General features: G+C 44.7%; 21 protein-coding genes. 16 read left to right on the top strand and 5 right to left on the bottom strand.

Annotation, left to right across the window (positions count from 1 at the left end; genetic code table 11):
• The first annotated feature begins 96 nt into the window (after nt 1-96).
• On the top strand, nt 97-735 hold the full coding sequence (locus GO495_RS26220) for a LysE family translocator (protein WP_157302922.1): 639 nt from the start codon (nt 97-99) through the stop codon (nt 733-735).
• Between the two features lie 292 nt (nt 736-1,027).
• On the opposite strand, the gene GO495_RS26215 is transcribed toward GO495_RS26220, so the two are convergent.
• The 5 genes from GO495_RS26215 to GO495_RS26195 all read right to left on the bottom strand — a co-directional run bounded on the left by GO495_RS26215 (nt 1,028) and on the right by GO495_RS26195 (nt 8,868).
• A complete protein-coding gene (locus tag GO495_RS26215) occupies nt 1,028-2,062 on the bottom strand; it encodes a 2-oxoacid:ferredoxin oxidoreductase subunit beta (RefSeq protein WP_157302921.1) in 1,035 nt (344 codons plus the stop codon).
• A gap of 85 nt (nt 2,063-2,147) precedes the next feature.
• Complete coding sequence (locus GO495_RS26210; RefSeq protein ID WP_157302920.1) at nt 2,148-2,495, bottom strand: carboxymuconolactone decarboxylase family protein; 348 nt, start codon at nt 2,493-2,495, stop codon at nt 2,148-2,150.
• A gap of 245 nt (nt 2,496-2,740) precedes the next feature.
• Nucleotides 2,741-5,173, bottom strand: coding sequence for a TonB-dependent receptor (locus tag GO495_RS26205; RefSeq protein ID WP_157302919.1), 2,433 nt, complete (start codon nt 5,171-5,173; stop codon nt 2,741-2,743).
• Between the two features lie 85 nt (nt 5,174-5,258).
• The gene (locus GO495_RS26200) at nt 5,259-6,992 is read right to left on the bottom strand and encodes an N-acetylmuramoyl-L-alanine amidase (protein ID WP_157302918.1); all 1,734 of its coding nucleotides are present in this window, start codon (nt 6,990-6,992) and stop codon (nt 5,259-5,261) included.
• A gap of 82 nt (nt 6,993-7,074) precedes the next feature.
• Complete coding sequence (locus GO495_RS26195; protein WP_157302917.1) at nt 7,075-8,868, bottom strand: acyl-CoA dehydrogenase family protein; 1,794 nt, start codon at nt 8,866-8,868, stop codon at nt 7,075-7,077.
• 71 nt (nt 8,869-8,939) lie between these two features.
• On the opposite strand from GO495_RS26195, the gene GO495_RS26190 reads away from it, so the two are divergent.
• From GO495_RS26190 to GO495_RS26120, 15 genes are all read left to right on the top strand, one after another.
• Nucleotides 8,940-9,743: an alpha/beta fold hydrolase gene (locus GO495_RS26190; RefSeq protein ID WP_157302916.1), complete on the top strand. Its 804-nt coding sequence runs from the start codon at nt 8,940-8,942 to the stop codon at nt 9,741-9,743.
• 6 nt (nt 9,744-9,749) lie between these two features.
• Nucleotides 9,750-10,892: a glycosyltransferase gene (locus tag GO495_RS26185; RefSeq protein WP_157302915.1), complete on the top strand. Its 1,143-nt coding sequence runs from the start codon at nt 9,750-9,752 to the stop codon at nt 10,890-10,892.
• Between the two features lie 3 nt (nt 10,893-10,895).
• Complete coding sequence (locus tag GO495_RS26180; protein WP_157302914.1) at nt 10,896-11,960, top strand: ABC transporter permease; 1,065 nt, start codon at nt 10,896-10,898, stop codon at nt 11,958-11,960.
• A 55-nt stretch (nt 11,961-12,015) separates the two neighbouring features.
• A complete protein-coding gene (locus GO495_RS26175) occupies nt 12,016-12,444 on the top strand; it encodes a hypothetical protein (RefSeq protein ID WP_157302913.1) in 429 nt (142 codons plus the stop codon).
• 174 nt (nt 12,445-12,618) lie between these two features.
• Nucleotides 12,619-13,713, top strand: a complete 1,095-nt coding sequence (locus GO495_RS26170; RefSeq protein WP_157302912.1) for a glycosyltransferase — start codon at nt 12,619-12,621, stop codon at nt 13,711-13,713.
• Between the two features lie 86 nt (nt 13,714-13,799).
• Nucleotides 13,800-14,150 carry a gliding motility protein GldC gene (gene gldC, locus GO495_RS26165; protein ID WP_089781982.1) on the top strand — a complete coding sequence of 117 codons (351 nt, stop codon included), beginning with the start codon at nt 13,800-13,802 and terminating at the stop codon, nt 14,148-14,150.
• 33 nt (nt 14,151-14,183) lie between these two features.
• Nucleotides 14,184-14,636, top strand: a complete 453-nt coding sequence (locus GO495_RS26160; protein WP_157302911.1) for a GatB/YqeY domain-containing protein — start codon at nt 14,184-14,186, stop codon at nt 14,634-14,636.
• 43 nt (nt 14,637-14,679) lie between these two features.
• Nucleotides 14,680-15,222 carry a CvpA family protein gene (locus tag GO495_RS26155; protein WP_157302910.1) on the top strand — a complete coding sequence of 181 codons (543 nt, stop codon included), beginning with the start codon at nt 14,680-14,682 and terminating at the stop codon, nt 15,220-15,222.
• Between the two features lie 71 nt (nt 15,223-15,293).
• Nucleotides 15,294-16,058: an alpha/beta fold hydrolase gene (locus tag GO495_RS26150; protein WP_157302909.1), complete on the top strand. Its 765-nt coding sequence runs from the start codon at nt 15,294-15,296 to the stop codon at nt 16,056-16,058.
• Nucleotides 16,059-16,249: 191 nt separating this feature from the next.
• Nucleotides 16,250-16,912, top strand: a complete 663-nt coding sequence (locus GO495_RS26145) for a CBS domain-containing protein (RefSeq protein ID WP_157302908.1) — start codon at nt 16,250-16,252, stop codon at nt 16,910-16,912.
• Nucleotides 16,913-16,997: 85 nt separating this feature from the next.
• Entirely contained in the window at nt 16,998-18,410 is a 1,413-nt protein-coding gene (locus GO495_RS26140; RefSeq protein ID WP_157302907.1) for a BamA/TamA family outer membrane protein, read from the top strand.
• Between the two features lie 18 nt (nt 18,411-18,428).
• On the top strand, nt 18,429-19,316 hold the full coding sequence (locus tag GO495_RS26135) for an NAD kinase (protein ID WP_157302906.1): 888 nt from the start codon (nt 18,429-18,431) through the stop codon (nt 19,314-19,316).
• A gap of 165 nt (nt 19,317-19,481) precedes the next feature.
• Nucleotides 19,482-20,333, top strand: a complete 852-nt coding sequence (porG, locus tag GO495_RS26130) for a type IX secretion system protein PorG (RefSeq protein WP_157302905.1) — start codon at nt 19,482-19,484, stop codon at nt 20,331-20,333.
• Between the two features lie 231 nt (nt 20,334-20,564).
• Nucleotides 20,565-21,326, top strand: a complete 762-nt coding sequence (locus GO495_RS26125) for an isoprenyl transferase (protein WP_205691330.1) — start codon at nt 20,565-20,567, stop codon at nt 21,324-21,326.
• Nucleotides 21,307-24,033 carry a BamA/OMP85 family outer membrane protein gene (locus tag GO495_RS26120; RefSeq protein ID WP_157302904.1) on the top strand — a complete coding sequence of 909 codons (2,727 nt, stop codon included), beginning with the start codon at nt 21,307-21,309 and terminating at the stop codon, nt 24,031-24,033. The genes GO495_RS26125 and GO495_RS26120 overlap by 20 nt, the downstream gene beginning before the upstream one ends.
• Nucleotides 24,034-24,044 lie beyond the last annotated feature (11 nt).

Raw genomic sequence — 24,044 nt, 5'->3', positions numbered from 1 at the left:
TTCTTTAACGATTTTAATATAAAAAGAGGGGTAACTTCAGCAATTAAGTTACCCTTTATTTTTGGATGGTTGTCAATACCTGGAATTTTGTAACGCATGACAGCAGCAATTGTAGCGGGACTAGTGTTAGGATTATTCCTCTCCATATCGGTAGGCCCTGTAATCTTCGCCATTATTAAGTATAGTATCAATAACGGTTTTAAGGCTGGTATCAGTTTCGCATTCGGAGTATCCTGCAGTGATATTATGTTTGTGCTGACGGGTAATCTGGCCACTTCATTTATATCGCGCCTGGAAGAGTATAAACAGTATATAGGGATTGGAGGGGGAGGATTGCTGATAGGCATGGGCCTTTACGGTCTGTTGTTTAAGAAGGTGAAGATCAGTACAGGTGATGAGAAGCCGGAGATGTTCCGCACGCATGATTATCTCAGGATATGGCTGGCGGGATTCCTGATGAATACATTAAATCCGGGGGTTATTATTTTCTGGCTGGGCGTGTGTGTGGCGAACAGTGCAACTCCGGTTAGTCATCGGTTGATCATGTATACGGTTTGCCTGGGCTGGGTGCTTTCCACAGATGTACTGAAGGTGTTTGTTGCGGATAAGATCCGTCATAAACTGACATTGAATAATGTGGTATGGCTGAATAAAATAGCAGGAGTGAGTATGATTATATTCGGTGTAGTATTGTTATACAAGGTGCTGTTTGATGTAGGACATATAGGGCATTAACTACCTATAAGGTAGTATAAGCCCCATATAAGCCCCATATAAGCCCCCTATAACTCCCATATAAGCCCACCTTATTTAAGGTGGGCTTATATGGGAGTTATAGGGGATCTTAAGTAAATTATAGTATGCAATCCACACTATATAACCTGACTAACAGGTGGTATCGATTATCCTGTACGGGAACTTGAAATGGGAATGCCCATCAGTAACATCTATAAACATGAAGCTATATAAATAAAGGCGGAGCAGGTTAACCCTGCTCCGCCTTTTTATCATTGGTGGTTTGGTATGCTTATTTGATCGTCCAGGTTTCGCGGCCAGCCAGCAGTTTGTCCAGGTTACCCGGGCCTTTCTGAGCGGTTGCTTCCTGTACCTGGAAGTTCAGCTGATCTTCATAGGTAGGACGGAATGCCTGGTAGAATACACCGAAAGGACGTGGTAAGTGACCTTCAATACGCGGATCATCGAACAGACGGGTAAGCAGTTGTGCTTTGTAGAAGTCCTTCTCATCATGGACCCAGAGATCGTCTGCACTGTATTCTCCTCCCAACTCTACGACAACTGGCCTTAAACCATCCAGGCGGATACCTTTGTTTTTGTTAGCGCCAAAGATCAATGGCTGACCCTGTTCAACAAAGATGGCTTCTTCCGGTTTGCTGCCTTTTTCTGTGAATATTTCGAAAGCACCATCATTAAAGATGTTACAGTTCTGGTATATTTCCAGGAAGGAAGCGCCTTTATGTGCATGACTGCGCTTCAGCAGTTCCTGCAGGTGTTTAGGATCGCGGTCCATACTACGGGCAATGAAGGTCGCATCTGCACCGAGGGCCAGGGCCAGCGGATTAAACGGATGGTCTATACTACCGAACGGAGTGGACTTGGTCACTTTATTTTCTTCCGAAGTAGGAGAGTACTGTCCTTTTGTTAAACCATAGATCTGGTTATTGAACAGCATGATATTAAGGTCAAAGTTACGGCGCAGCAGATGGATGGTATGGTTACCACCGATAGACAGTCCGTCGCCATCACCGGTCACTACCCATACGCTCAGTTCAGGGCGCGTAGCTTTTAAGCCGGAGGCTATAGCGGTGGCACGACCATGAATCGAGTGCATGCCATATGTATTCATATAATAAGGGAAACGCGAAGAACAACCGATTCCGGATACAATTACGATATTCTCCTTAGGAATGCCCAGTCCGGGCATAATAGTCTGTACCTGCTTTAATATAGAATAATCTCCACACCCCGGACACCAGCGTACTTCCTGGTCTGTTGCAAAATCCTTCGCTGTTAACGCCTGCGGAGCTATAGTTGCTGTTGACATTTGTATATTTTATAATAAATAAGTTGTTATCGGATTGCAAAGTTACGAATTGTCTGCTGTTTGAAGGTTACGCAATCAGGAATACTTATGCCTGTTTTTGTAACGCTTCCCAATATTCAGCTGCCCTTCTTGTGTGAGGAATAACGATAGTCCCGCCTACAATGTTTGCTACAGCAAAGATCTCGTACATTTCTTCCGTAGTGATCCCCTGTTCATGACATTTCCCCAGGTGATATTTGATACAATCATCGCAACGTAATACCATAGAGGACACCAGTCCCAGCATTTCCTTCACTTTGGTACTTAATGCACCTTCTGCATAAGTATTGGTATCCAGGTTAAACAGGCGATTGATTACCTTATTCTGCTTACCCAGGATTACTTCATTCATTTTAGCCCGGTAATCATTAAATGCTTTTATCTCATCTGCCATTTTTATAATGTTTTCGCCCCTTAAAGCTATGAAACCATTCGCAAATATAAATCAATCTACTGATCAGGTAGACTATACATTAGTGTTAGATAGAATGAAGAATATTAAATAGTTGATTAATAGGTGGTTGTGGAGGTGCTGATAACCTGAGGTTATTGTTCATAACCAGAAGTGATGGCCGGGGCTATAAAAAGAAAAACCTCTTACGACGAGCGTAAGAGGCTTTCCCCAGTTCTATTGGTTGGTTAGAATTTGAATGCAATGCTACCAACAAGGCTTCTTGGTTTCTGAGGATTCATGGATGACCATCCTATCCAGTATTTCTGGTTAGTGAGGTTATCAAGCTTAGCACCAATTCTGAATTTAGGGGTATCGAAAGATACACTTGCATTCAGGACTGTAAATGCCGGCAGTATGAATACGCCTTGTGCATCACTGTTCACGATCTTGTTGTCGCTGGCGTAGTTACCTCCAAATCCGAATGAAAGACCTTTTACGGCGCCTTGCGATATGCGATAGTTTAACCACAGATTAGCAGACATTGGCGCGTTTGCTGTAGCCGGGCGGCGACCTTCGTCTGTATCTGCTTTCTCCAGTTTGGAGTCATTGTAAGCGAAACCTGCAACAACACTAAAGCCCAGGAAAGGATTGGCAATTACTTCAGCTTCGAAGCCTTTGCTTGCCTGTGTGCCATCCTGGATTACGTTATAGGCAGTAACCGGGTTCTGATCGGGTCCTGTATAAGTACGAACGAGGTCTTTTACTTTGATGTTATAGTAACTTAAAGTACCTGTCAGTCTGCCACCAAACAGATCCATTTTAACACCACCTTCCAGCTGGTTAGCCTGTTCTGGTTTTAAGGTTTCATTCTTATAGTTTTTGCCATCTTTATTCTGGAATCCGTTCTGGTAGTTACCAAACAGGGATAATTTATCTTTCAGGATCTGGTAAACAAACCCAAACTTAGGAGAGAGGGCTGTCTGGTCATAACCACCTGAGTAGGTGCCGGCAGTTTTGCTGTAATCCCCTTTGTTGTTATAATAATCAACACGAAGTGCTGCCTGTACCATTAAGTTGTCTGTGATATTCAGCACATCTGAGGCGTAAGCGCTGTAAGTATATCTTTTGTAGATATAAGGATATTGGTAGTTATAAGTAAGAGACTGGTATGTCTTATCTAAATTCGCACGGTTGAAATCGTTATAGGTTGGAATGTTACCATGAGAAGGGATGGCATCAAAACCTGTAGCGGCAAATATCTGATCTGAATTCAGGTAGAAGACGTCCAGGCCACCAACAAAGCGGTTTCTAAAACGACCGGTTTTAAAGTCGCCAATGAAATTCTGCTGGAGTTCGGTCGTACTGACACGACTGTTATTGGTAGACTGATCATTGCGTGATATTGAATCATGAGCCATTAAATAGAAGTAAGGGCCGGCACCATTAGAAAAGCTATTCGTATTAGAGAATACTGTCTGAGAGGTCCACTGATCAGAAATTTTGTAGTTCATGGTAGCAAAGAAGTTCATGTTCTTTGATACCTGTGTGAGGTCTTTACTGGCGAATAAACGGTTATAATCAAGGTGCAGTTTGTCTGCTCTGTCTGTACCCAGCACCTCGCTAACGACGCCTGAGTAAGGGAAGAAGAAGAAAGGATTTCCGGTACCGTTGTTATAAAAGTACTCAGCATCAAACTGGAATGTTAATCTGTCGCTTGCTTTATACGTGATGCCTGGTGCAATAGCCAGGGCTTTGTTAAAGCCATTGTCGGTGAAGCTGCCTTCATCGGTATAGGCAGTGTTCAGACGGAATAACAGTGTTTTTGCAGAATCGAGAGGAGTATTGATATCCGCAGAAAAACGGTTGTATGCATAAGTACCACCAGCATATGATATTTCACCACCAAAATGATCGTAAGGTTTTTTAGTTATCCTGTTGATCAAACCACCATAAGAAGTTAAAGTACTTCCGAAGAGGGTTGCAGAGGGGCCTTTGATTACTTCGATGCTTTCCAGGTTTGTGGCATCTATTTTAGAAGATACGTTACCGGTTACACCATTGCGCAGCAGGCTCTGTGTCACAAAACCACGCGAAGTATAATAAGCGCCACCATCGCCGCTACGGCCGGTCGCTTCCCACATTTTGGTGATACCTGGTGCATTTCTCATGGCATCGTCAACGGTAAAGACCATTTGCTGTGTGATGAGATCTTTAGTAATGGTGCTGTATACCTGTGGGTTTTCGAGATTACGTAAAGGCAGTTTGGAAACGTAGTCACTGGATTTTTTCACCAGTTTATTCTGGTTGCCGGTGATAACGATTTCACCTAACTGTTTGCTTGAAACTGCCAGTTGAAAACTTTCATTCGTTGTTTTGCCACTTTCAACGACAATATCTTTTGTTACATTACTGTAACCAGTAAGTGATACCACTACCTGATAATTGCCGGCAGGAACGTTATGGAAAGAGAATGTACCGGAACCATCTGTAGTTGTAGCATATTTGGTACCCTGCAGGATTACGGCTACATCTGCAGCTGCATGTCCATCAGAAGTGATTACTTTACCTTTGATAGCACCGTTGTTATCTTCAAGGTCATTAGCTACGGCAGTAGCGAAGGAAGAAATAAATAAGCTGAATATCAGGATAAGTGTTTGCCTTAGGCTCCTCGGTCTCATAAGTTGTGTTTTTGCGTCTGCAAAATTGACACAATCTTATCCTGGTATTATATCGTATCGGGAAATTGATTTACGCGATAAGGAATTATTTACCGGCCTGCTTCAGGAAGTCCTTTAATCCCAACACGATCTTATCGGCTATCTGATGGCGGAAACCCTCGTCCAACACGTGCATTTCATCTTCCGGATTGCTGATGAACAGCGTTTCTATAAGTGCATCAGGGAATTCTGTGGGCTGGTTGAGGATAAAGTTGAAGTCGGCGTTATTGCCGAAATCTCCAAGACCAGCTTCCATCATGCGTTGATGAAGGCAATAGTTGAGAGGCTGGCAGAACGGCCATTTGTAATAAGTGGCAGTACCTTTTACGTCTATCGGATTTCCGGACGAATTCAGATGAATACTGAGTAGTAAATCCGGATTTGCTTGCCGGTAGTAGTCCAGACGGTCTTCATTTGCTACAAATTTATCAGTAGTGCGGGTAGTGAGTACACGTACGCCTTCTTTTTCAAGGGCATCTTTCACCAGTAGTACGATAGCCAGGGTCATCTGCTTTTCATAAATGCCTACTGCACCAAGCGCCCCCACATTAGTACCACCATGACCTGCATCGAGGCCTATGGTAAGCCCTTTCAGTTCCAGTTTAGCAGGTGGGCGTTTGATACGGATGGTCAGGCGGCTGCTGTCGTAATAAAGCTGATAACCCCAGGGCTGGCCATGTTTGAGAGAGATGACCATACGGAATACGTCTGGTTGTACCTGTTGCCAGTCTACCTGACTGATTTCCGCTGTACTGCCCATTTCAGGTATAAAGGCCGACTGATCTGAGTAAGCGCCATGTACATCTACAATTATTTTACCGGGGTTTACTGTTTGCGTAGTTAGGTAAGGCAGCTTTTCGGAGAGGCCCACGGAAACGTAGTCGTACTTTGCATCGCTCCACACTTTTGCTTCATTTACAATGCTAAGCGGAATGGGCTCCGGCAGTGTAGCGGTATCTACGAATGCTTCCGGTATGAAAGCATAATTTCCTCTGCTCAATTTTACTTTGTAGTAATCGTCCTGTTTACCGGTGATATGCAGCAGTACGTTTTCATCGAGGTAACCCATTTTCTCCGGTCCCAGCCGATCTCCTTCAGGAGAGGTATTGAGGTAGGTGAGATTATCGGTGGTACGGCCTGAGAGTAACGGGTTAAGCAGACAGGTATAATGAGTGGTCGTTTGTAAGGCAGTAGTATTGCCGTTTTTATCTTTCAGGAAGATAGTCAGTCTGGCGTAGCGCAGGGAGTCCGTAGGTTTAATCACATAAAAACCTTCGTAGAAACCAGCTATGCCACCGCTTCGGGAAGGTGGTAATTCTTTTAGCGGGGTATTGTTGATCCAGGTAGCCTGGCAGCCCGGAAAGCCTTTTATTTTTACACGCAGTGTATCTCCGTCAGATAGCTGTACATCGCCTTTTGGGGTGATGGTAGCATAATCAATGCGGAAGACACTGGTTACCTGTACGGGAGGAGGAGGATTAAAATAATAATTGAGGGTTCTGACAGTTACTTTCCCCGAGGGATCAGTAACGTGAAGCGTCATGGTCGTTTGGCCTGGTTGCAGATCGCGACGCAGGGCGAATACGCCTGTCGGGTATACGTATACGCTCTCATTGTTCAACTTCACTTTACAGTCTTTACAGGTATGCCCTACCAGGTATTGCCTGGCGCTGCTGGTATTGATTTCTGTTCTTACCGGTTGATGCATTTTTAAGAATGCCTGTGCATGCACTTGTGTCCCGGCAGATATGCTTAGTAACAGTAGTAGTAATCGCCTCATAATCCTTGTCTACAGCAAATAAACGAAAAAATGCCATCTGTTGGTACAGGATGGCATTTTTAGCATGATAGAAAATAATATTTTACCAGATGTATTTATTCTCAGCGATCAGTTTATCAGCGATACGTCTGCGTGCTTCTTTGGTATTGTAAGAAGCGGCTTTGGTAAAGCGTTTAATACCGAGTAACATCATCCGTTGTTCATCACCTTCTGCAAATGAATTGATGGCATCTTTTGCGTATTTGTTTATACGGTCTGCTGCATCTGTGATGTAAGTACGAACGATATCTGCCTGTAATGCATTCGCGCTTTCGCCTTCAATTTCTATTCTCTTCAGCAGGCGCAGCAGGGCGCTTTCAGCAACGAATGTTTCGATGGCCATGTCTGCAATGTGCATTAGTAATTCCTGTTCAGTATCCAGTTTGGTCATGAGTTTCTGTACAGCAGCACCAGCAACCAGCAGGATGGCTTTTTTGAAGTTACTTACCAGTTTTCTTTCAGCACTGAAAGGAGTTTCATCATCGCTGCCGAAGTCCGGAATGCTCATGAGTTCTTTCATCACGTTCATGGCAGGGGTCATGAGGTCCAGTTTACCTTTCATCGCACGTTTCAGTGTCATGTCCAGTGTAAGCAGGCGGTTGATTTCATTGGTACCTTCAAAGATGCGGTTGATACGGCTGTCGCGGTATGCTTTGGAGATAACATATTCATCGCTGAAACCGTTACCACCATGTACCTGAACACCTTCATCCACTACATAATCCAGTACTTCGGAACCATATACTTTAAGGATGGCGCACTCTACGGCGTATTCTTCTGCAGCACCTAATACGGCTTCATTGAATGGTTTACCGGCGGCTACCAGTTCTTTTTCTTTTTCATCGATCAGCTGGGCTGTACGATAGAGGGCAGATTCGCAAGTCCAGGTACGGATAGCCATTTCTGCCAGTTTATGTTTGATAGCGCCGAAGTTGGCTATCGGTTGTTTGAATTGTTCACGGGTGGTAGCGTACTGAATAGTAATGGTGTTTACATTTTTGGAAGCACCTAATGCGGCTGCGCATAATTTCAGACGACCGATATTGAGGATGTTAAATGCGATGAGGTGGCCCTTACCGATTTCTCCCAGTACATTTTCTACGGGAACCGGTGTATCCTGGAAATAAATCTGACGGGTAGAGGAGCCTTTGATACCCATCTTGTGTTCTTCAGCACCAAGGGTAAAGCCCGGGGTACCTTTTTCTACTATAAAGGCGGTGAATTTATCGCCGTCTATTTTAGCAAACACGGTGAACACATCAGCAAAACCGGAGTTGGTAATCCAGCATTTTTGTCCGTTCAGTAAGTAGGTCTTACCATCAGCAGAAAGTTTAGCGGTCGTTTTAGCACTCAGGGCATCTGAACCGGAGTTCGGTTCCGTGAGGGCGTAGGCGCCTTTCATTTCACCACTGCCGAGGGCAGGAATATATTTTTGCTTTTGCGATTCTGTACCGAAATACAATATGGGGAGCGAACCGATGCCCGTATGTGCTGCCATGGCTACGGAGAAGGAATGGCCTGCGCCCAGGGCTTCATTGATCAGCGTTGCGGTGATGAAATCTTTACCGAGCCCGCCGTATTCTTCCGGAAATGGAGCTCCCAGTAGTCCCTGTTCGCCTGCTTTTTCCAGCAGGGAAGGCATCAGACCTTCTTCCAGCTTATCTATACGCTCAAGTATAGGGGTCACTTCCTTTGCAATGAACTGCTCCGCCATCTCCCGGATCATTCTCTGCTCTTCATTAAAATCTTCGGGTGTAAATACTTCATTTACAACGCTTTCTTTGACAAGAAATTCTGCGCCTTTCAAAGTGGGTTTATTCTCTATGGTTGCGTCCATCGTGAAATTTTTAGTCTTAACGTAATTTACTTAGTTTAGGTCAAACGGCAAAAGTTGATACTTTTGCAGGGATGTCTTCGTTTTTTCTGACATATGGAAACAGCCTTTTTCACGGCACCTGCGAAGGTGAGGGAGAAGAACTGTTGATTTGTCTGCATGGTTTCGGGGAGCACTCCGCAGGATTTAACCGGCTTGCCCGCATAATGGGTACGGTATTTACGCTGGTATCGCTGGACCTGCCACTGCATGGGCAAACCACCTGGAATGAAGGAAGGGCGTTTACCAGGGAGGATATACAGGCAGTGATACGGCTGGTGCTGGAAAGGCAGCAGCAATCGTCTTTTTCGCTGATGGGGTATAGTATGGGGGGAAGGGTCGCATTATGTGTGTTGCAGGATATGGCGCCACAGATCCGGCGTTTGTATCTGCTGGCCCCGGACGGACTGAAAAATAATCCCTGGCATATGTTTGTAACGCAGACAGCTATAGGGAACCGGTTATTTAAGCATGTTACTTATCATCCACAGTTATTTTTCGGATTATTAGAATTATGGCACCGGTTAAAACTGCTGAATGAAAGCGTGTATAAGTTCGCGTTAAACAGTATGAATAAGCTGGAAAAAAGAGAAAAGGTGTATACTGTGTGGACCTGTATGCGGAAGATGATGCCTGATAAAAAGCTATGCAAAAAATTATTGTCGCGATATAAGATACAAACACTGCTGATATTTGGTAAATATGATCGTGTGATACCACCTGTACTGGGTGTACGTTTTATGGACAATACTTTCCCCTGCAAAATGCTGGTGCTGGAAAAAGGGCATCAGCTGTTGTCTGAAGAACTGGGGGAAGCGATCCTGGATAATTACGAATGATAAACTATGTACTTTATTTTAGCTATACTTTTTGTTCCCGGTGTTATTTACGGATTACTGATGCTGCGTTATGGTTCCGGATGGACAGGGCTGGCTCCGTTTACGCCGTTGATACCCACAAGTGGTACTACAAAAGTAACGGTCATTATCCCTGCAAGGGATGAAGAAGATAACCTGCCTGTTTTGCTGCAGGCATTGAAAGACCAGCATTATCCCATGCACTTGTTTGAAGTGATCGTGATTGATGATTTCTCTGCTGATAATACAGCCGCTGTAGTCACAGATTTCCCTGCTTCCAATGTTCGCTTATTACAATTAAGCCGTTACCTGAGTGCAGAACAACGTCTGAATTCCTACAAGAAAAAGGCGATTGAAATGGCGGTGGAACAGGCCAGGGGAGACCTGATCATGACTACCGACGCCGATTGTGTGATGGGACCTTTGTGGATCAGTACGATGGTGCAGTATTATGAAATGTACAGACCGAAATTTATTGCAGCCCCGGTAAGTTTTTACAAAGAGAATAATTTCTTTAAGAAGTTGCAGTCGCTGGATTTTATGACGATGCAGGGAATTACCGGCGCATTGGCAGCGCTGAAATCCGGCACAATGTGTAACGGCGCCAACCTGGCTTATGAGCGGAAGGTATTTTATGAAGTAGGAGGGTTTAAGGGGATAGATGATATTGCTTCGGGAGATGATATGCTGCTGATGTTTAAGATTTACAAGCAGTATCCGCAGGGAGTATTGTATCTGAAGAATGATGATGCGATTGTGCGTACCCTGCCGGTAGATACTTTTAACGGATTTATGCATCAGCGTATACGCTGGTCGTCTAAAGCGGACAAGTATGAAGACAGGCGGCTGACGTGGGTGCTGGCGCTGGTATACTTCTGGAATGTGGCGTTGTTGTTTATGACGATAGTAGCGGTAATATTACCTGAATGGCGTCCCTGGCTGGGTATTTTCCTCTTGTATAAGATTACGGTAGAATATTATTTCCTGATCCCCGTAGCCCGGTTTTTCCGTAAAACGGACCTTTTATTCTGGTTTATTCCCGGACAACTATTTCATATTCCTTACATTGTAGTAGCTGGCTGGCTGGGTAAGTTTGGTTCTTACCAGTGGAAAGGCAGAAAAGTAAAGTAACACATGATCAGATCTTCATTTGGCCGTCAGGCATGGACAAGGCTGCGGCGTAATAAGGGCGCTGTGGGGGGGATGCTGCTGATCGGGATCGCCATTGTGTTGAGTATAGTAGCTTACCTGATATCTCCGGATGGTACTCCTTATGCTAACAGGATGATGCTTGAGATAGGGGGACAACGTCCCGGATTTAGTATTGATTTACTGGCAGTGCCTAAAGAGCGGCCTGTTGCCGGAGTGGGTTTGTTTCAGCGCCTGCTGAACGGGCAGGAAGATAATGTGACTTACATCCCTTTGCGTAGCTGGCGTATTGCGGGGGACACGATGGTGATAGAAAGATATATAGATGAGGAGACTGCCATAGAAGAACGTTATAGCAGTAAGTATAAGATCATTCACCATACCTGCTGGCTGGGTACTGATAAATTTGGCCGGGATATCCTCAGCCGGTTGCTGGTAGGTACCCGGGTAAGCCTGAGTGTAGGCTGTATCGCTGTTATCATTTCGTTAAGTATAGGGGTTTTTCTGGGCGCGATAGCCGGTTATTTCCGGGGGCGTACGGATGATGTGGTGATGTGGCTGGTAAATGTGATATGGTCGGTACCTACCTTATTGCTGGTATTTGCTATTACGCTTGCGCTGGGCAAGGGTTTCTGGCAGGTATTTATAGCGGTTGGCCTTACGATGTGGGTGAATGTGGCCCGTATCATCAGGGGACAGGTGATGGCCTTGCGGGAGTTACCCTTTATAGAAGCCACCAGGGCACTGGGGTTTGGCCATATGAGAACGATTGTGAAACATATCTTACCCAATATTATGGGGCCTGTGATGGTAGTAGCGGCAGGTAATTTTGCCACCGCCATTGTAGTAGAAGCCGGCCTGAGCTTTCTGGGAGTGGGGGTACAGCCTCCGCAGCCTTCCTGGGGGCTGATGATCAAAGAGAACTATAACTTTATTATAACCCATAATCCATTGCTGGCATTAGCCCCAGGGGTTGCTATTATGCTCATGGTACTGGCTTTTAATCTTTTAGGTAACGGGTTGAGGGATGCCATGGATGTAAGGCAGTAAAGGTTGCTTCTTATTAAAAAAACTCTTAATTTTACTTTATCCTGAATTTATTACTATGCCTCTGAAATCATATCTTTTACCTGTTCTGGCCCTGCTAGTTATAACCTTTACGGCCTGTAAAAAAAAGAATTCCAATTCCGGTGACCCTGCTCCGCAGGAAGAAGGGCTTTCAGTAACTTTAGTGAATGTCACTGAGGGTCAATACACTGCAGCTCCCGGTTCTACTTACACCTTCCAGGTTAAAGTCAATTCTGCCATGCCTACACAGGGCGTGAGTGTTGTCGTAACCGCTATCACTGATCCGGGTGGTATCCTTATCCCCCAGAATCTTATAGCACCTTCTACAAATGGTACTATAGACGTGAATCTTACCGGTCTGGAGCCTATCCGTACGGTTAAGGTGACGGTAGTGATCACTTCTGTAGGAAAGTCTAATAATACAGTGACCAAAACATTCTGGATCACCAATAAGGCCGCTGAATAAGCAATGACTTATTATATTTATTGTATTGGTAATTAATAGTTACCTGTCGATATTCGGTATAGATTCGTTTATCCTCCGTTCATCCTCCGTTCACGAACGGAGGATGAACGGAGGATAAACGAATCTATACCGAATTCTCATTAGCTTTGCGGCAGCAGAATAAGCAGGTTAATTATGCGTATAGGAGTAAATGCCAGTCCTATGTCCCTGGATACAGCAGCGGATACAGGCAATATCGTTACAACCCTTTTAACAGGTCTATGCCGGTTACATCCGGAACATACTTTTGTCTTCTTCTTTGATAAAACGCCTTCTTCCTCTTTAAAATTACCGTCTAATGCCGCTATGGTGGTGCTGCCTTTAAAAGGTGACAGTGCCTGGAGACTTTCCCTATGGCAGGAATGGACATTACCCCGTGCATTAAAAGCACAGAGAATAGAACTTTACCTGGGAATGGATGGGGCTTTGCCTTTGCGCAGTAAGATCCCTGCTGAATTATTTATCACGGATATGGGCTTTATGCATGGAGTAGCGGGTATGCGCCCCTCTGTACAGCGTTCCCTTCAGAAGAATACGGCTAAGTATATTCAAAAGGCACAAAGGGTGCTGGTATTGTCGCAGGCAACTAAAGACGATGTACTGCAATATGCACCGGATGCTGCCGATAAGGTACAACTGGTATCTCCGGGAATTCCGGAAAGCTATCAGCCATTGGAATGGCAGGACCGGGAGGATGTGAAAAGGGAATTTGCCTGGGGGGTGGAGTATTTTATAGCCGTAGGGAGTTTACATCCCCGGAATAATATACTGCCTTTGTTAAAAGCTTTTTCTGCATTAAAAAGAAGATTACATTCCAATATGAAACTGGTACTGGCAGGTGCCGGTACTCCTGCCGGTGCGGAGATAACAGGGTCTTTATCCAGTTATAAGTACCGCGATGACGTGGTATTACTGAAGGATGCTGACCAGGCCACATTATCCAGAGCGGTAGCGGGCGCTTATGCCTTGATATATACGTCCCGTTTTGAAGGGATGGCCATGCCTGTGTATGCGGCATTGCAATGCCAGGTGCCGGTAATTGCACTGGAAGGACAGGCGGCCAGGGAGGCCGGAGGCGATGCTGTATTGTATACTGATCCGGAGAGCCTGGAAGACCTGGCCGATAAGATGTGTCTGTTATATAAAGATGAAGAACTGCGTACCCGGCAGTTGGGCAGGATCGCTGCCAGGCCTTTACCAGTGCTGAGTGTAGCAGGATTTACGGGATAATATATAGAATATCCTATAGTTATAGTAGACTAAGATTGATCAATTAATACTAACTTTGCGTTTTCAAAAATATCGGAACAAGATTTATGGCAAAATTATCTACCATACAGATCCAGGTAGGACTGGACAACGACCGGGTACCGGAGAAGATAGAATGGCGTGCAACGGACAGTTCGGAAGCGGATCGTTACCAGCAGGCAAAGGCAATGCTGATCTCTTTCTGGGATGGCGCAGATAAAACCGCATTACGTATTGATCTGTGGACTAAACAGATGATGGTGGATGAAATGGCGGATTTCTTTTTCCAGACGATGATGACGATGGCAGATACTTACCAGCGTGCTACTCCGTACAAAGACATGGCAGATGACCTGCGTGTGTTTGCGAAGGATTTCTATAAGAAGTTTGAGGAGAAACAGAAGGAAGAACAGAAATAATCTGTTTGTACATTCAGTCAAAAACAACCATTTATGTCATTAGAATTAAATATTAATGCGGCTATCAAAACAGCTATGCTTGCAAAAGCAGAAGCTGATTTGCGTGCATTGCGTGCTATCAAAGCAGCGATACTGATCGTGAAAACATCTGAAGGTGCCGGAGCAGATCTGACCGAAGCAGATGAAAGCAAGTTGCTGCAAAAGCTGGCTAAACAGCGTAAAGATTCTCTGGAAATTTTCCGTCAGCAGAACAGGGAAGACCTGGCTAAAAAGGAAGAAGAAGAGCTGGAAGTAATAGAAAGATATCTGCCTAAGCAGATGAGTGAAGATGAGCTGAGAGCAGAGATTACAGCGATTATTGCTTCTACGGGCGCAAGTTCTCCGGCTGATATGGGTAAGGTGATGGGCGTAGCTTCCAAACAACTGGCTGGTAAAGCGGATGGGAAAGCTATTTCAGCACTGGTGAAGGAGTTATTGGCTAAATAAGCAAAGAGAGAGCAGGTAAAGCAGGACTATTTTTAATCAATCTATGGGAATCGACATTGTTTTTGCCATTATCCTGGTCTTTGCCATCTATAAGGGGTACAGCCGTGGCCTGATAGTAGCCGTATTTTCTTTTGTAGCGGTGACGATAGGCATGGCTGCTGCGCTTAAACTTACAACTGTAGCTGTACTGTATGCGCAGCAGCACTGGCAGGTCCACACCCGTTGGCTGCCTGTTTTATGTTTCATTAGTCTTTTTGTAGGGGTTGTGCTGCTGGTAAGGCTGGGAGCCACACTTATGCAAACGCTGGTAGAGCTGGCAATGATGGGCTGGTTAAACAAATTAGGCGGAATTATATTATATAGTGCTATATTTATCATTGCATATAGTGTCCTATTATGGATTGCCAATCAACTATATTGGTTAAGTCCTGAAACCAAAATGCAATCCGTAGTTTATCCCTACATTGAGCACCTGGGCCCTGCGGTGATGAATGGCTTAGGTAAGGTCATTCCGCTTTTCAAGGATATGTTTGCCGGTTTGCAATCCTTTTTTGATAATGCAGCAAAGGAAATGCAGGCTACCTAGCTCGCTTCAAAGATTATTTGAATTAATAAAAAGAATTATTTTAGCGCAAAATTGACTTTCAAGCTTTGGCAATGGTTTACGAAATTAAAACACAGGGAAAGTTTAAGTACGTAGAGGAAGGAGAGGGGGAGCCGTTAATATTACTGCATGGACTATTTGGTGCACTGAGTAATTTTGGAGGATTAATAGAGTACTTCCGTCAATTTAACAAGGTAGTGGTACCTATGTTGCCATTGTTTGACCTGAACATCCTGGATACTTCCGTGTCCGGCCTCGCAAAATATGTACATAAGTTCATTGAGTCTCAGGGATATACGAACATACATATACTGGGTAACTCACTGGGTGGTCATGTTGGGCTGGTATATCTGTTAAAGCATCCGGAAGCACCGGTAAAATCATTGACTTTGACAGGTAGCTCCGGTTTGTTTGAGAATGGTATGGGTGAAACGTATCCTAAAAGGGGAGACTATGATTACATCCGTAAAAAGACAGAACTTACTTTTTACGATCCGGCCATGGCTACCAAAGAACTGGTGGATGAGGTGTTTGAGATTACTACGAACCGTTTAAAAGTTATAAAGATCATCACCCTGGCAAAATCTGCTATCAGGCATAACCTTGGTGAAGAGCTGAGAGAACTGAAGATACCTACCCTATTGATATGGGGACTGAATGATACTGTTACGCCTCCTATGGTGGGCGAAGAATTCCATAAACTGATCCCTAATTCTGAACTGCATTTTATTGATAAGTGCGGACATGCTCCTATGATGGAGCAACCTGAAGAATTTAACAAGATCCTGCATCCTTTCATGGAGAAACTTAAGAAGTAGCATATCACCCGGGGTGGGGGACTTTCAATGATCAGCCTGGTATTTTTATATACATTTATCTGTATTTATATGTAACAAACCATTAATTCCCATCGTTACGTATATAAGTACAGCGGCATGTCCATTCATAATTCTCAATTGACCGTTCGCGATTCTTTTCATATTATTGTATAACAATAGCGCAAAAAATAATGCTTGCACGTGATCTCATATCAACAGTAGTTCCTGTTCTGCATCCACTGGATTCGGGGGCAAGAGCTTTGCGCCTGATGAATGAATATCATCTTACACAACTGCCCATGGTGCTGGAGAACAAGTACCTGGCGCTGGTAGAGGAAGATGATATTATGGACCTGGAAGACGCTGAGACTCACCTTGAGAATATGGAATATAATGGTTCTAAGCCGGCCATTATGGAGAATGCGCATTTTTATGAGGCACTGAAACTTTTCAATGATCTCAAATTATCCACACTTCCTGTAATCAGCCGTGAGAATGAATACCTGGGTGTGCTTACAAAGGACAACCTGCTGAGTGTACTGGGCCAATACAACGGAGTAAAGGAACATGGGGGGATACTGGCGCTGGATATGGACCCGCGCGATTATAGTCTGAGTGAAATTGCCCGTATTGCGGAATCAAATGACATAACACTGCTGAGTGTAAATACTATTACCAATCCTGTTTCCGGCAGACTGGAAGTATTACTGAAAACAAATCGTCAGGAGTTACAGGGATTACTGGCTACTTTCGAACGCTTCAACTACGCTGTTAAATACACCGTTACTGAGGAACAGGAAGAGGATCTTGTTAAAAAGAATTATGATCTGCTGATGAATTACATCAGCATGTAATGATAAAAATATTCAGGAAAGGAGCTTAATGTAGTACGCAGCACGCGTTTTGCATTAAGCTTTTTTCATTATTTTACTGCCTCTTATGGCTTTCAAAAAGGCACTTCTCCTTTCTTTTATATTTTCTGCCCTGTTCTTTTGCAAGGGGGTTTCCCGCCAGGTAACTCCGGCCGGCAGAGATACCAATTACGTTGTAGTAAGGAATGTGGTCGTCCTTGGCAATAAGAAAACAAGGACCAATGTGATACTGCGGGAACTGGGCCTTTTTCCCGGAGATACCTTGTGGCTGCGGGATCTGGGCAGTACGCTGGACCAAAAGCGTAAACAGTTATTAAATCTCTCCCTCTTTCTGAATGTTACCGTAAACGTAAAGAACTGGCGTGATAACAATGTAGATGTTGTGTTTGATGTGTGGGAGCGATGGTACACATTCCCGATACCTATTTTCAAACTGGCCGACCGTAACTTTAACCAGTGGTGGGTAGAGCAGGGACACAGCCTGAACCGGGTGAACCTTGGCGTGCGCCTTTTCCAGGATAATCTTACCGGGCGTAATGATGAAGTAAGAGCAGAGTTGCAAATGGGGTATACTCAGCGGGTAGCCCTCTCTTACGATTTACCTTACGTAGATAAATCATTCCGGCATGGGGTGGGTTTCATCTTCTCCTATAGCCGTAACCGGGAAATAAACGATAGTACTTTTGAGAATAGGCAGCACTTCTTTAAGCAGAATGAGTTTATCCGCCAGTTATATTCAGTAGGACTGAGTTATAGTTACCGGAAGGCCATCAATACGCGTCACCAGGTATTTCTGACGTATAACTATGAGAAGGTCAGTGATTCAGTGGCTATCTATAATCCTGATTATTTAGGGGAGGGGCATACCGTTGCGAGGTACCTGAACCTGATGTACCGTATCAGTTACAGGAAGGCTGACAGCTGGACCTATCCCTTAAAGGGAGTGCTGTTGCAGGCGGAGGCCGAGAAGATGGGGATAGGTGCCCTGGATGATATAGACCATGTAAGGTTACGGTTAAGAATAGCCGGGTACTGGCAGCTGGCGAATAAAACGTATGGAGCGCTGGGATTAAGATCGCAGGTAAAGTTTACCGGTAATGCGCCTTATGCGGACCAGAAAGCGATTGGTTATCAGGAGGATTATTTGCGGGGGCTGGAATATTTTGTGGTAGATGGCACCAGTTTTTTCATTGCGAAATCTACTTTACGGCAGGAGCTGATGAATTTTAAAGTGAACCTGCCGGTGGTGCCGAAGAAGTTTAGTGCGGTGCCTTTCCGGCTGATGCTGAAGATTTACGGAGACGCAGGGTATGCGTACAGTAAGCGGTATGGTTACGGTATGCTGAACAACCGTTTTTTATATACAGGTGGTGTAGGGTTAGACATAGTTTCCTTTTATGATTCCTGCCTGAGAATAGAGTATAGTATAAACCAGTTAGGGCAAAAAGGGCTATTTTTACACACTAAATTAGACATGTAGCTGAGTTAATGACAGATTATGCAAATTGCCATATATAGCCGGGGTTTTGTTAAAGAGGATTTGCCAATTATCCAATTGTTGCTGGATGAACTGCAACGGGAGGAGATTGACACTATTATATATGACCCGTTTTTCCGGGCACTGGAACCGCACATCAAGTTCGGGAAAGATCCGGTTACTTTTGCGCAGTCGGAGGACCTTTACGGTAAGGCGGATATCCTGGTGAGCCTGGGAGGGGATGGTACCCTGCTGGATACGGTGTGTTATGTAAGGGATAAGAACATCCCGGTGCTGGGCATCAACTTTGGTCGTTTAGGCTTCCTTGCCAGTATCGGCAAGGGCGCGATATATGCGGCCGTACAGGCATTAAAACAGCGTACCTACATTGTGGACAAACGTGCATTGCTGCACCTGGACTCCAATGTAGGACTCTTTGGGGATGTGCCCTATGCGCTGAACGACTTTACCATTCATAAGAAAGATACCTCTGCGATGGTGAAGATCCATACTTACCTGAACGGAGAATTCCTGAATACTTACTGGGCCGATGGATTGATCGTAGCCACGCCTACCGGATCTACGGGTTATTCCCTTAGTTGCGGGGGACCGGTAGTATTCCCTGAAGCCGGTAGTTTTGTGATTACGCCGGTAGCCCCTCATAATCTGAATGTACGCCCCATCATAGTCCCTGATAATCATGTGATCTCGTTTGAAGTAGAGGGTCGTAGCGACCAGTTTTTATGCACGCTGGACTCCAGGATGGAGACAATAGATAATACCGTACAGCTGGCGATAAAAAAAGAAAGCTTTAGTCTGAGCCTTGTGCGCCTTGACGATAGCAATTTTCTGCATACCTTGCGGAACAAGTTATTGTGGGGGATAGATGCGAGAAATACGCTTAAATAGCGTATACGCCGAATTAGCCAAAAGAATTACGTTGCCGGGGACACCTTCTGCACATTTGAGAATTAGCATATTAGAAAAAATTATTACATTTGATTACTTTTCGTAATACCAAAAGCGGGTATTATTGCGTTTAAAGGAATCATTGCGTTTAAGCAGAACGGATTTATGGGCATACCTTTCTTTTACTCCAAACGTTTAATCAAAATCAGCCTCATCGCAGTGGGTTCCCTGTTCATGATGCCTGCTTTTGCTCAGAACGAACTATCCTATACCGGTGAATTAGGTATTTCGGTAGGCGCCGCACATTACTTCGGGGATTTAAATACCCGGGGGGCTATCAATGCTCCCAAGCCATCAATTGGCATCTTTTACCGCAAATACATGAATGATTATGTGGGTGTAAGGGTGCATGGCCGTTTTATGCAACTGGGTTATTCGGATGTATATAACAAGAATGATTTCCAGCAGCGGCGTAACCTGAGCTTCAATACCAATTTATGGGAACTGGGGCTACAGGGTGATTTTAATTTCTTCCGGTTTGAACCAGGCAGCCTGGGATACCGGTTTACCCCATATTTTACAGGAGGAGCCTCTCTCTTCTATTTCAATCCCTACGCATACCTGGGTGGCAAAAAGTATCATTTGCAGCCATTGGGCACAGAAGGACAGGGTACAGCCATGTATCCCGACCGTAAGCCTTACAGTCTGGTATCTTCTGCTTTCATGGTGGGAGGCGGTTTTAAATATAATCTCTCCAGGAAGGTGAATGCCGGGCTGGAAGTATTATACCGGTTCACCAACACAGATTACCTGGATGATGTAAGTACTACTTATGCCGGATCTGCCGTATTCCCGGCTAACAGTACCGCTTATTTACTGCAGGACCGTTCATATGCTACCGGGGACCGTATCGGAGTTGCCGGACGTCAGCGGGGAAACAGCCGGGACAAGGACCAATATGTGACCGTAGAGTTCACAATCAGCGTTTTATTTACTACTTACAGATGTAAATTCTAGTTTCGCAGGTAATAGATGCCTGTTTGCAGTTTATTATTGGCAATTGGCCTATTATTAACCTCAAATTCAAACTTCTTCGAAGAGGAAACTGCCTACGGTAAAGGATTTCGCTGTTAAAACTACGTTAAAACCCCCCTTCACCCTTTGCAGGGAGAGCCATATATCTATTTTTGTATCTTTGCACACTTTTACTTAAATCGGTTCGATATATATAATCCGCCGCAGATACACATGAGTTTGAAGGATAAATTAGACTTACAACGGTTACCACGACATATCGCCATCATAATGGATGGTAATGGCCGTTGGGCTAAAGAACGAGGCCAGGACCGGCTTTTCGGTCATCATGAGGGGGTGGAAAGTGTCCGGAATATTACGGAAGCTTGTGCAGAACTGGGCATTGGGTATCTCACCCTTTATGCCTTTTCAACAGAAAACTGGGATCGTCCTGTTTACGAGGTTAACGGGATTATGGAGTTGCTGGTGAACACTATCCGCAATGAAGTAGCTACGTTATCAAAAAATAACATCAGATTGCATGTAATCGGAGACATGAACATGTTACCCGGCCAGTGTAAAACTGAAATGGAAGAGGCAATGGCCTTAACCAGTCAGAACACCGGCTTAAACCTGGTAATGGCTCTGAGCTATAGCGCCAGGTGGGAGATTGTGAATGCTGCGAGAAACATTGCACAGGATGTGAAGGACGGGAAGCTGACACCGGAGGCGGTAACGCCTGAGATGTGGGAGCAATACCTGTGTACTGCTACGATACCTGATCCTGAATTAATGATCAGAACCAGCGGAGAATGCAGAATCAGTAACTTTTTACTATACCAACTGGCTTACGCGGAGCTGTATTTCACAGATACCCGCTGGCCGGATTTCCGCAAAGAACACCTTTACGAAGCAATATTAAACTACCAGACCAGAGAACGGCGCTTTGGTAAAACAAGCGATCAAATACAGCAGAATGAAGAAATTATTTCCTAAGAGCCTCCTGGCTATAGTATTATGTTGCAGTGCCGGCATTCGTGTATCCGCCCAGGTACGGGATACTATCCCTGCAGCAGACCAACCAGTGGGACTGAATTTACCATTGGGAAATGCACAGCCGCAGCAGTATGAAATAGCTGACATTACGGTGTCAGGTACACAGTACCTCGATAAATCATTGCTTATCTCTTTATCTGGCCTGAATGTAGGCGATAAGGTAGTTTACCCCGGCGGTGATCAGTTTGCAAAAGCGATACAGGCTCTCTGGGGGCAGCATCTGTTTGCGAACGTCGCCATTTACGTATTGAAGGTGGAAGACGGTAAGATCTGGCTCGAAATTGAGCTGGTGGAACGTCCCCGTCTTAATAACTTCATTTTCAGAGGCGTTAAAAAATCTGACGCGGAAGAGCTGACCAAAAAGGCCAGTCTGCGTAAGGGCTCAGTAGTAACTGAAGCCATGAAACAGAATGCGATCGGGATCATCTCTAAGTTTTATGCAGATAAAGGATATCGCAACGCCACTGTGACTGTGACGGAACGGACCGATACTGCGCAGGTAAACGCAACGGATGTGGTGTTTACCGTTATAAAGGGGGGTAAAGTGAAAGTAAACGATATCTACATTGTAGGTAACGAGAACATTTCCGATTCTAAGATCAAGAAGAAGATGAAGGGTACCAAGGAGCATTCCCGGTTTACCATTCACCCTGATTCTGAGCCTGTATGGGTGGATTCCCTGGAGCAGCCGGAAAATTACTGGTCTACTTTCGGGTTCCTGTATCCTTCCCGTACAATGGAAGCGCTGGACCCTTACTTCCGTTTTAAACTGTTCTCCTCTGCCAAGTTCAATGAGGGTAAGTATACAGAAGATAAAGAAAAGGTAATCGCTTATTATAATACCCAGGGTTTCCGTGATGCGGTACTGGTAAGAGATACTACCTACAAATCCCGTAATGGTGGTGTGAATGTGAGCCTGCAGGTGAGCGAGGGTAAGAAATACTACTTCGGTAACATTACCTGGAAAGGTAACAGCCGTTACACGGATTCTTTACTGGGTCGTGTACTGGGTATCAAACCAGGAGATGTTTACAATCAGGAAATTTTACAGAAACGTTTGCTGTCATCTGAAGGTGGTGACGTAGGTGGTTTATACATGGACTATGGTTACCTGTTTTTCCGTGCAGACCCTGTTGAAATCGGGATCCGTGGAGATACCATAGATTATGAGGTGAGGATTTCTGAAGGTCCTCAGGCTACTATTAAAGAAGTACGTATTGCAGGTAATGAAAAAACCAACGAACACGTAATCCGTCGTGAGCTGCGTACATTACCAGGTGAGAAATTCAGTCGTACGGATCTGATCCGTTCCAACCGTGAGATCGCTAACCTGGGTTTCTTTAACCCTGAAAAGATCGGTATGGTGCCGGTGCCTAATATCCAGGACGGTACCGTGGACATTGATTATACTGTTGAAGAAAAAGCAAATGACCAGTTGGAACTGTCTGCGGGCTGGGGTGGTTATATCGGTTTAACCGGTACGCTGGGTGTAACGTTCAACAACTTCTCTCTCCGTAATATATTTAACAAACAGACATGGGACCCGTTACCAAGTGGAGACGGACAGAAATTATCGGTACGTGTATCTTCCAATGGTAAGGCATACCGTTCTTATAACTTCTCTTTCACAGAGCCCTGGCTGGGTGGTAAAAAGAGAAACCAGTTTTCTGTAAGTTTCTATAACAGTTACCAGAACCCATACGCTTATGCGGCTTTGTATGGTACGGCCAGTTCTTCCAATGCTTACTTTAAAGTATTGGGTGCTTCCGTATCACTGGGTAAGCAGTTGAAATGGCCTGATGACTATTTCACCCTCATTTACTCTGTGAACTATCAGCAGTACAAACTGAAGAACTACGATTACTTTAACATCGGGTTCTCTAACGGTACTTCCAATAACGTGAACTTAAAACTGACATTGTCACGTTCTTCAGTGGATCAGCAGATCTTCCCGAGGAATGGTTCTAACTTCCTGTTATCCGGACAGTTCACTCCTCCTTATTCCGTATTTAATCCCAGCAAGGATTACAAACTGGAATCAGTATCCAACCAGTTTAATTTCATCGAGTACCAGAAATACCGCTTTAATGCAGAATGGTATGTACCATTGAGCCGTCCTCACGGAACAGACAACAAAACGTTTGTACTGAAGGTAGCTGCTAAGTTTGGTTACATTGGCCGTTATGACAATCGTACCACCTTATCTCCGTTCGGCCGCTTTGAGCTGGGTGGTGATGGTTTGAGCAACTTTGCGATCTACGACCGTGATATCATCTCCCAGAGAGGTTATCCTGTATATTATACATCTGATCCAAAGAGCAACGTGGAAAACAGTCAGCCAAGAGGATATGAAGGTTTCACGATCTTCAACAAATATATCATGGAGTTGCGTTATCCGTTCAGTCTGAATCCAAGTTCTACGATCTTTGGTCTGGCTTTCCTGGAAGCAGCGAATGGTTACAGGGACGTACAGGATTACAATCCGTTCAGGTTGCGCCGTTCAGCGGGTTTAGGTATGCGTTTTTACCTGCCGATGTTTGGTTTGCTTGGATTTGACTATGGTATTGGATTTGACCGTTTGAAAACAGGCAGTGGTCTGAAGGATGCGGCTAAATTCACCTTTATGCTGGGCTTTGAACCAGAATAAGGGTAGAATTA

Source organism: Chitinophaga oryziterrae, assembly GCF_009758125.1.
Taxonomy (GTDB): domain Bacteria; phylum Bacteroidota; class Bacteroidia; order Chitinophagales; family Chitinophagaceae; genus Chitinophaga; species Chitinophaga oryziterrae.
The sequence above is the reverse complement of the archived record's forward strand: the minus strand, read 5'-3'. Positions and strand labels throughout refer to the sequence as shown.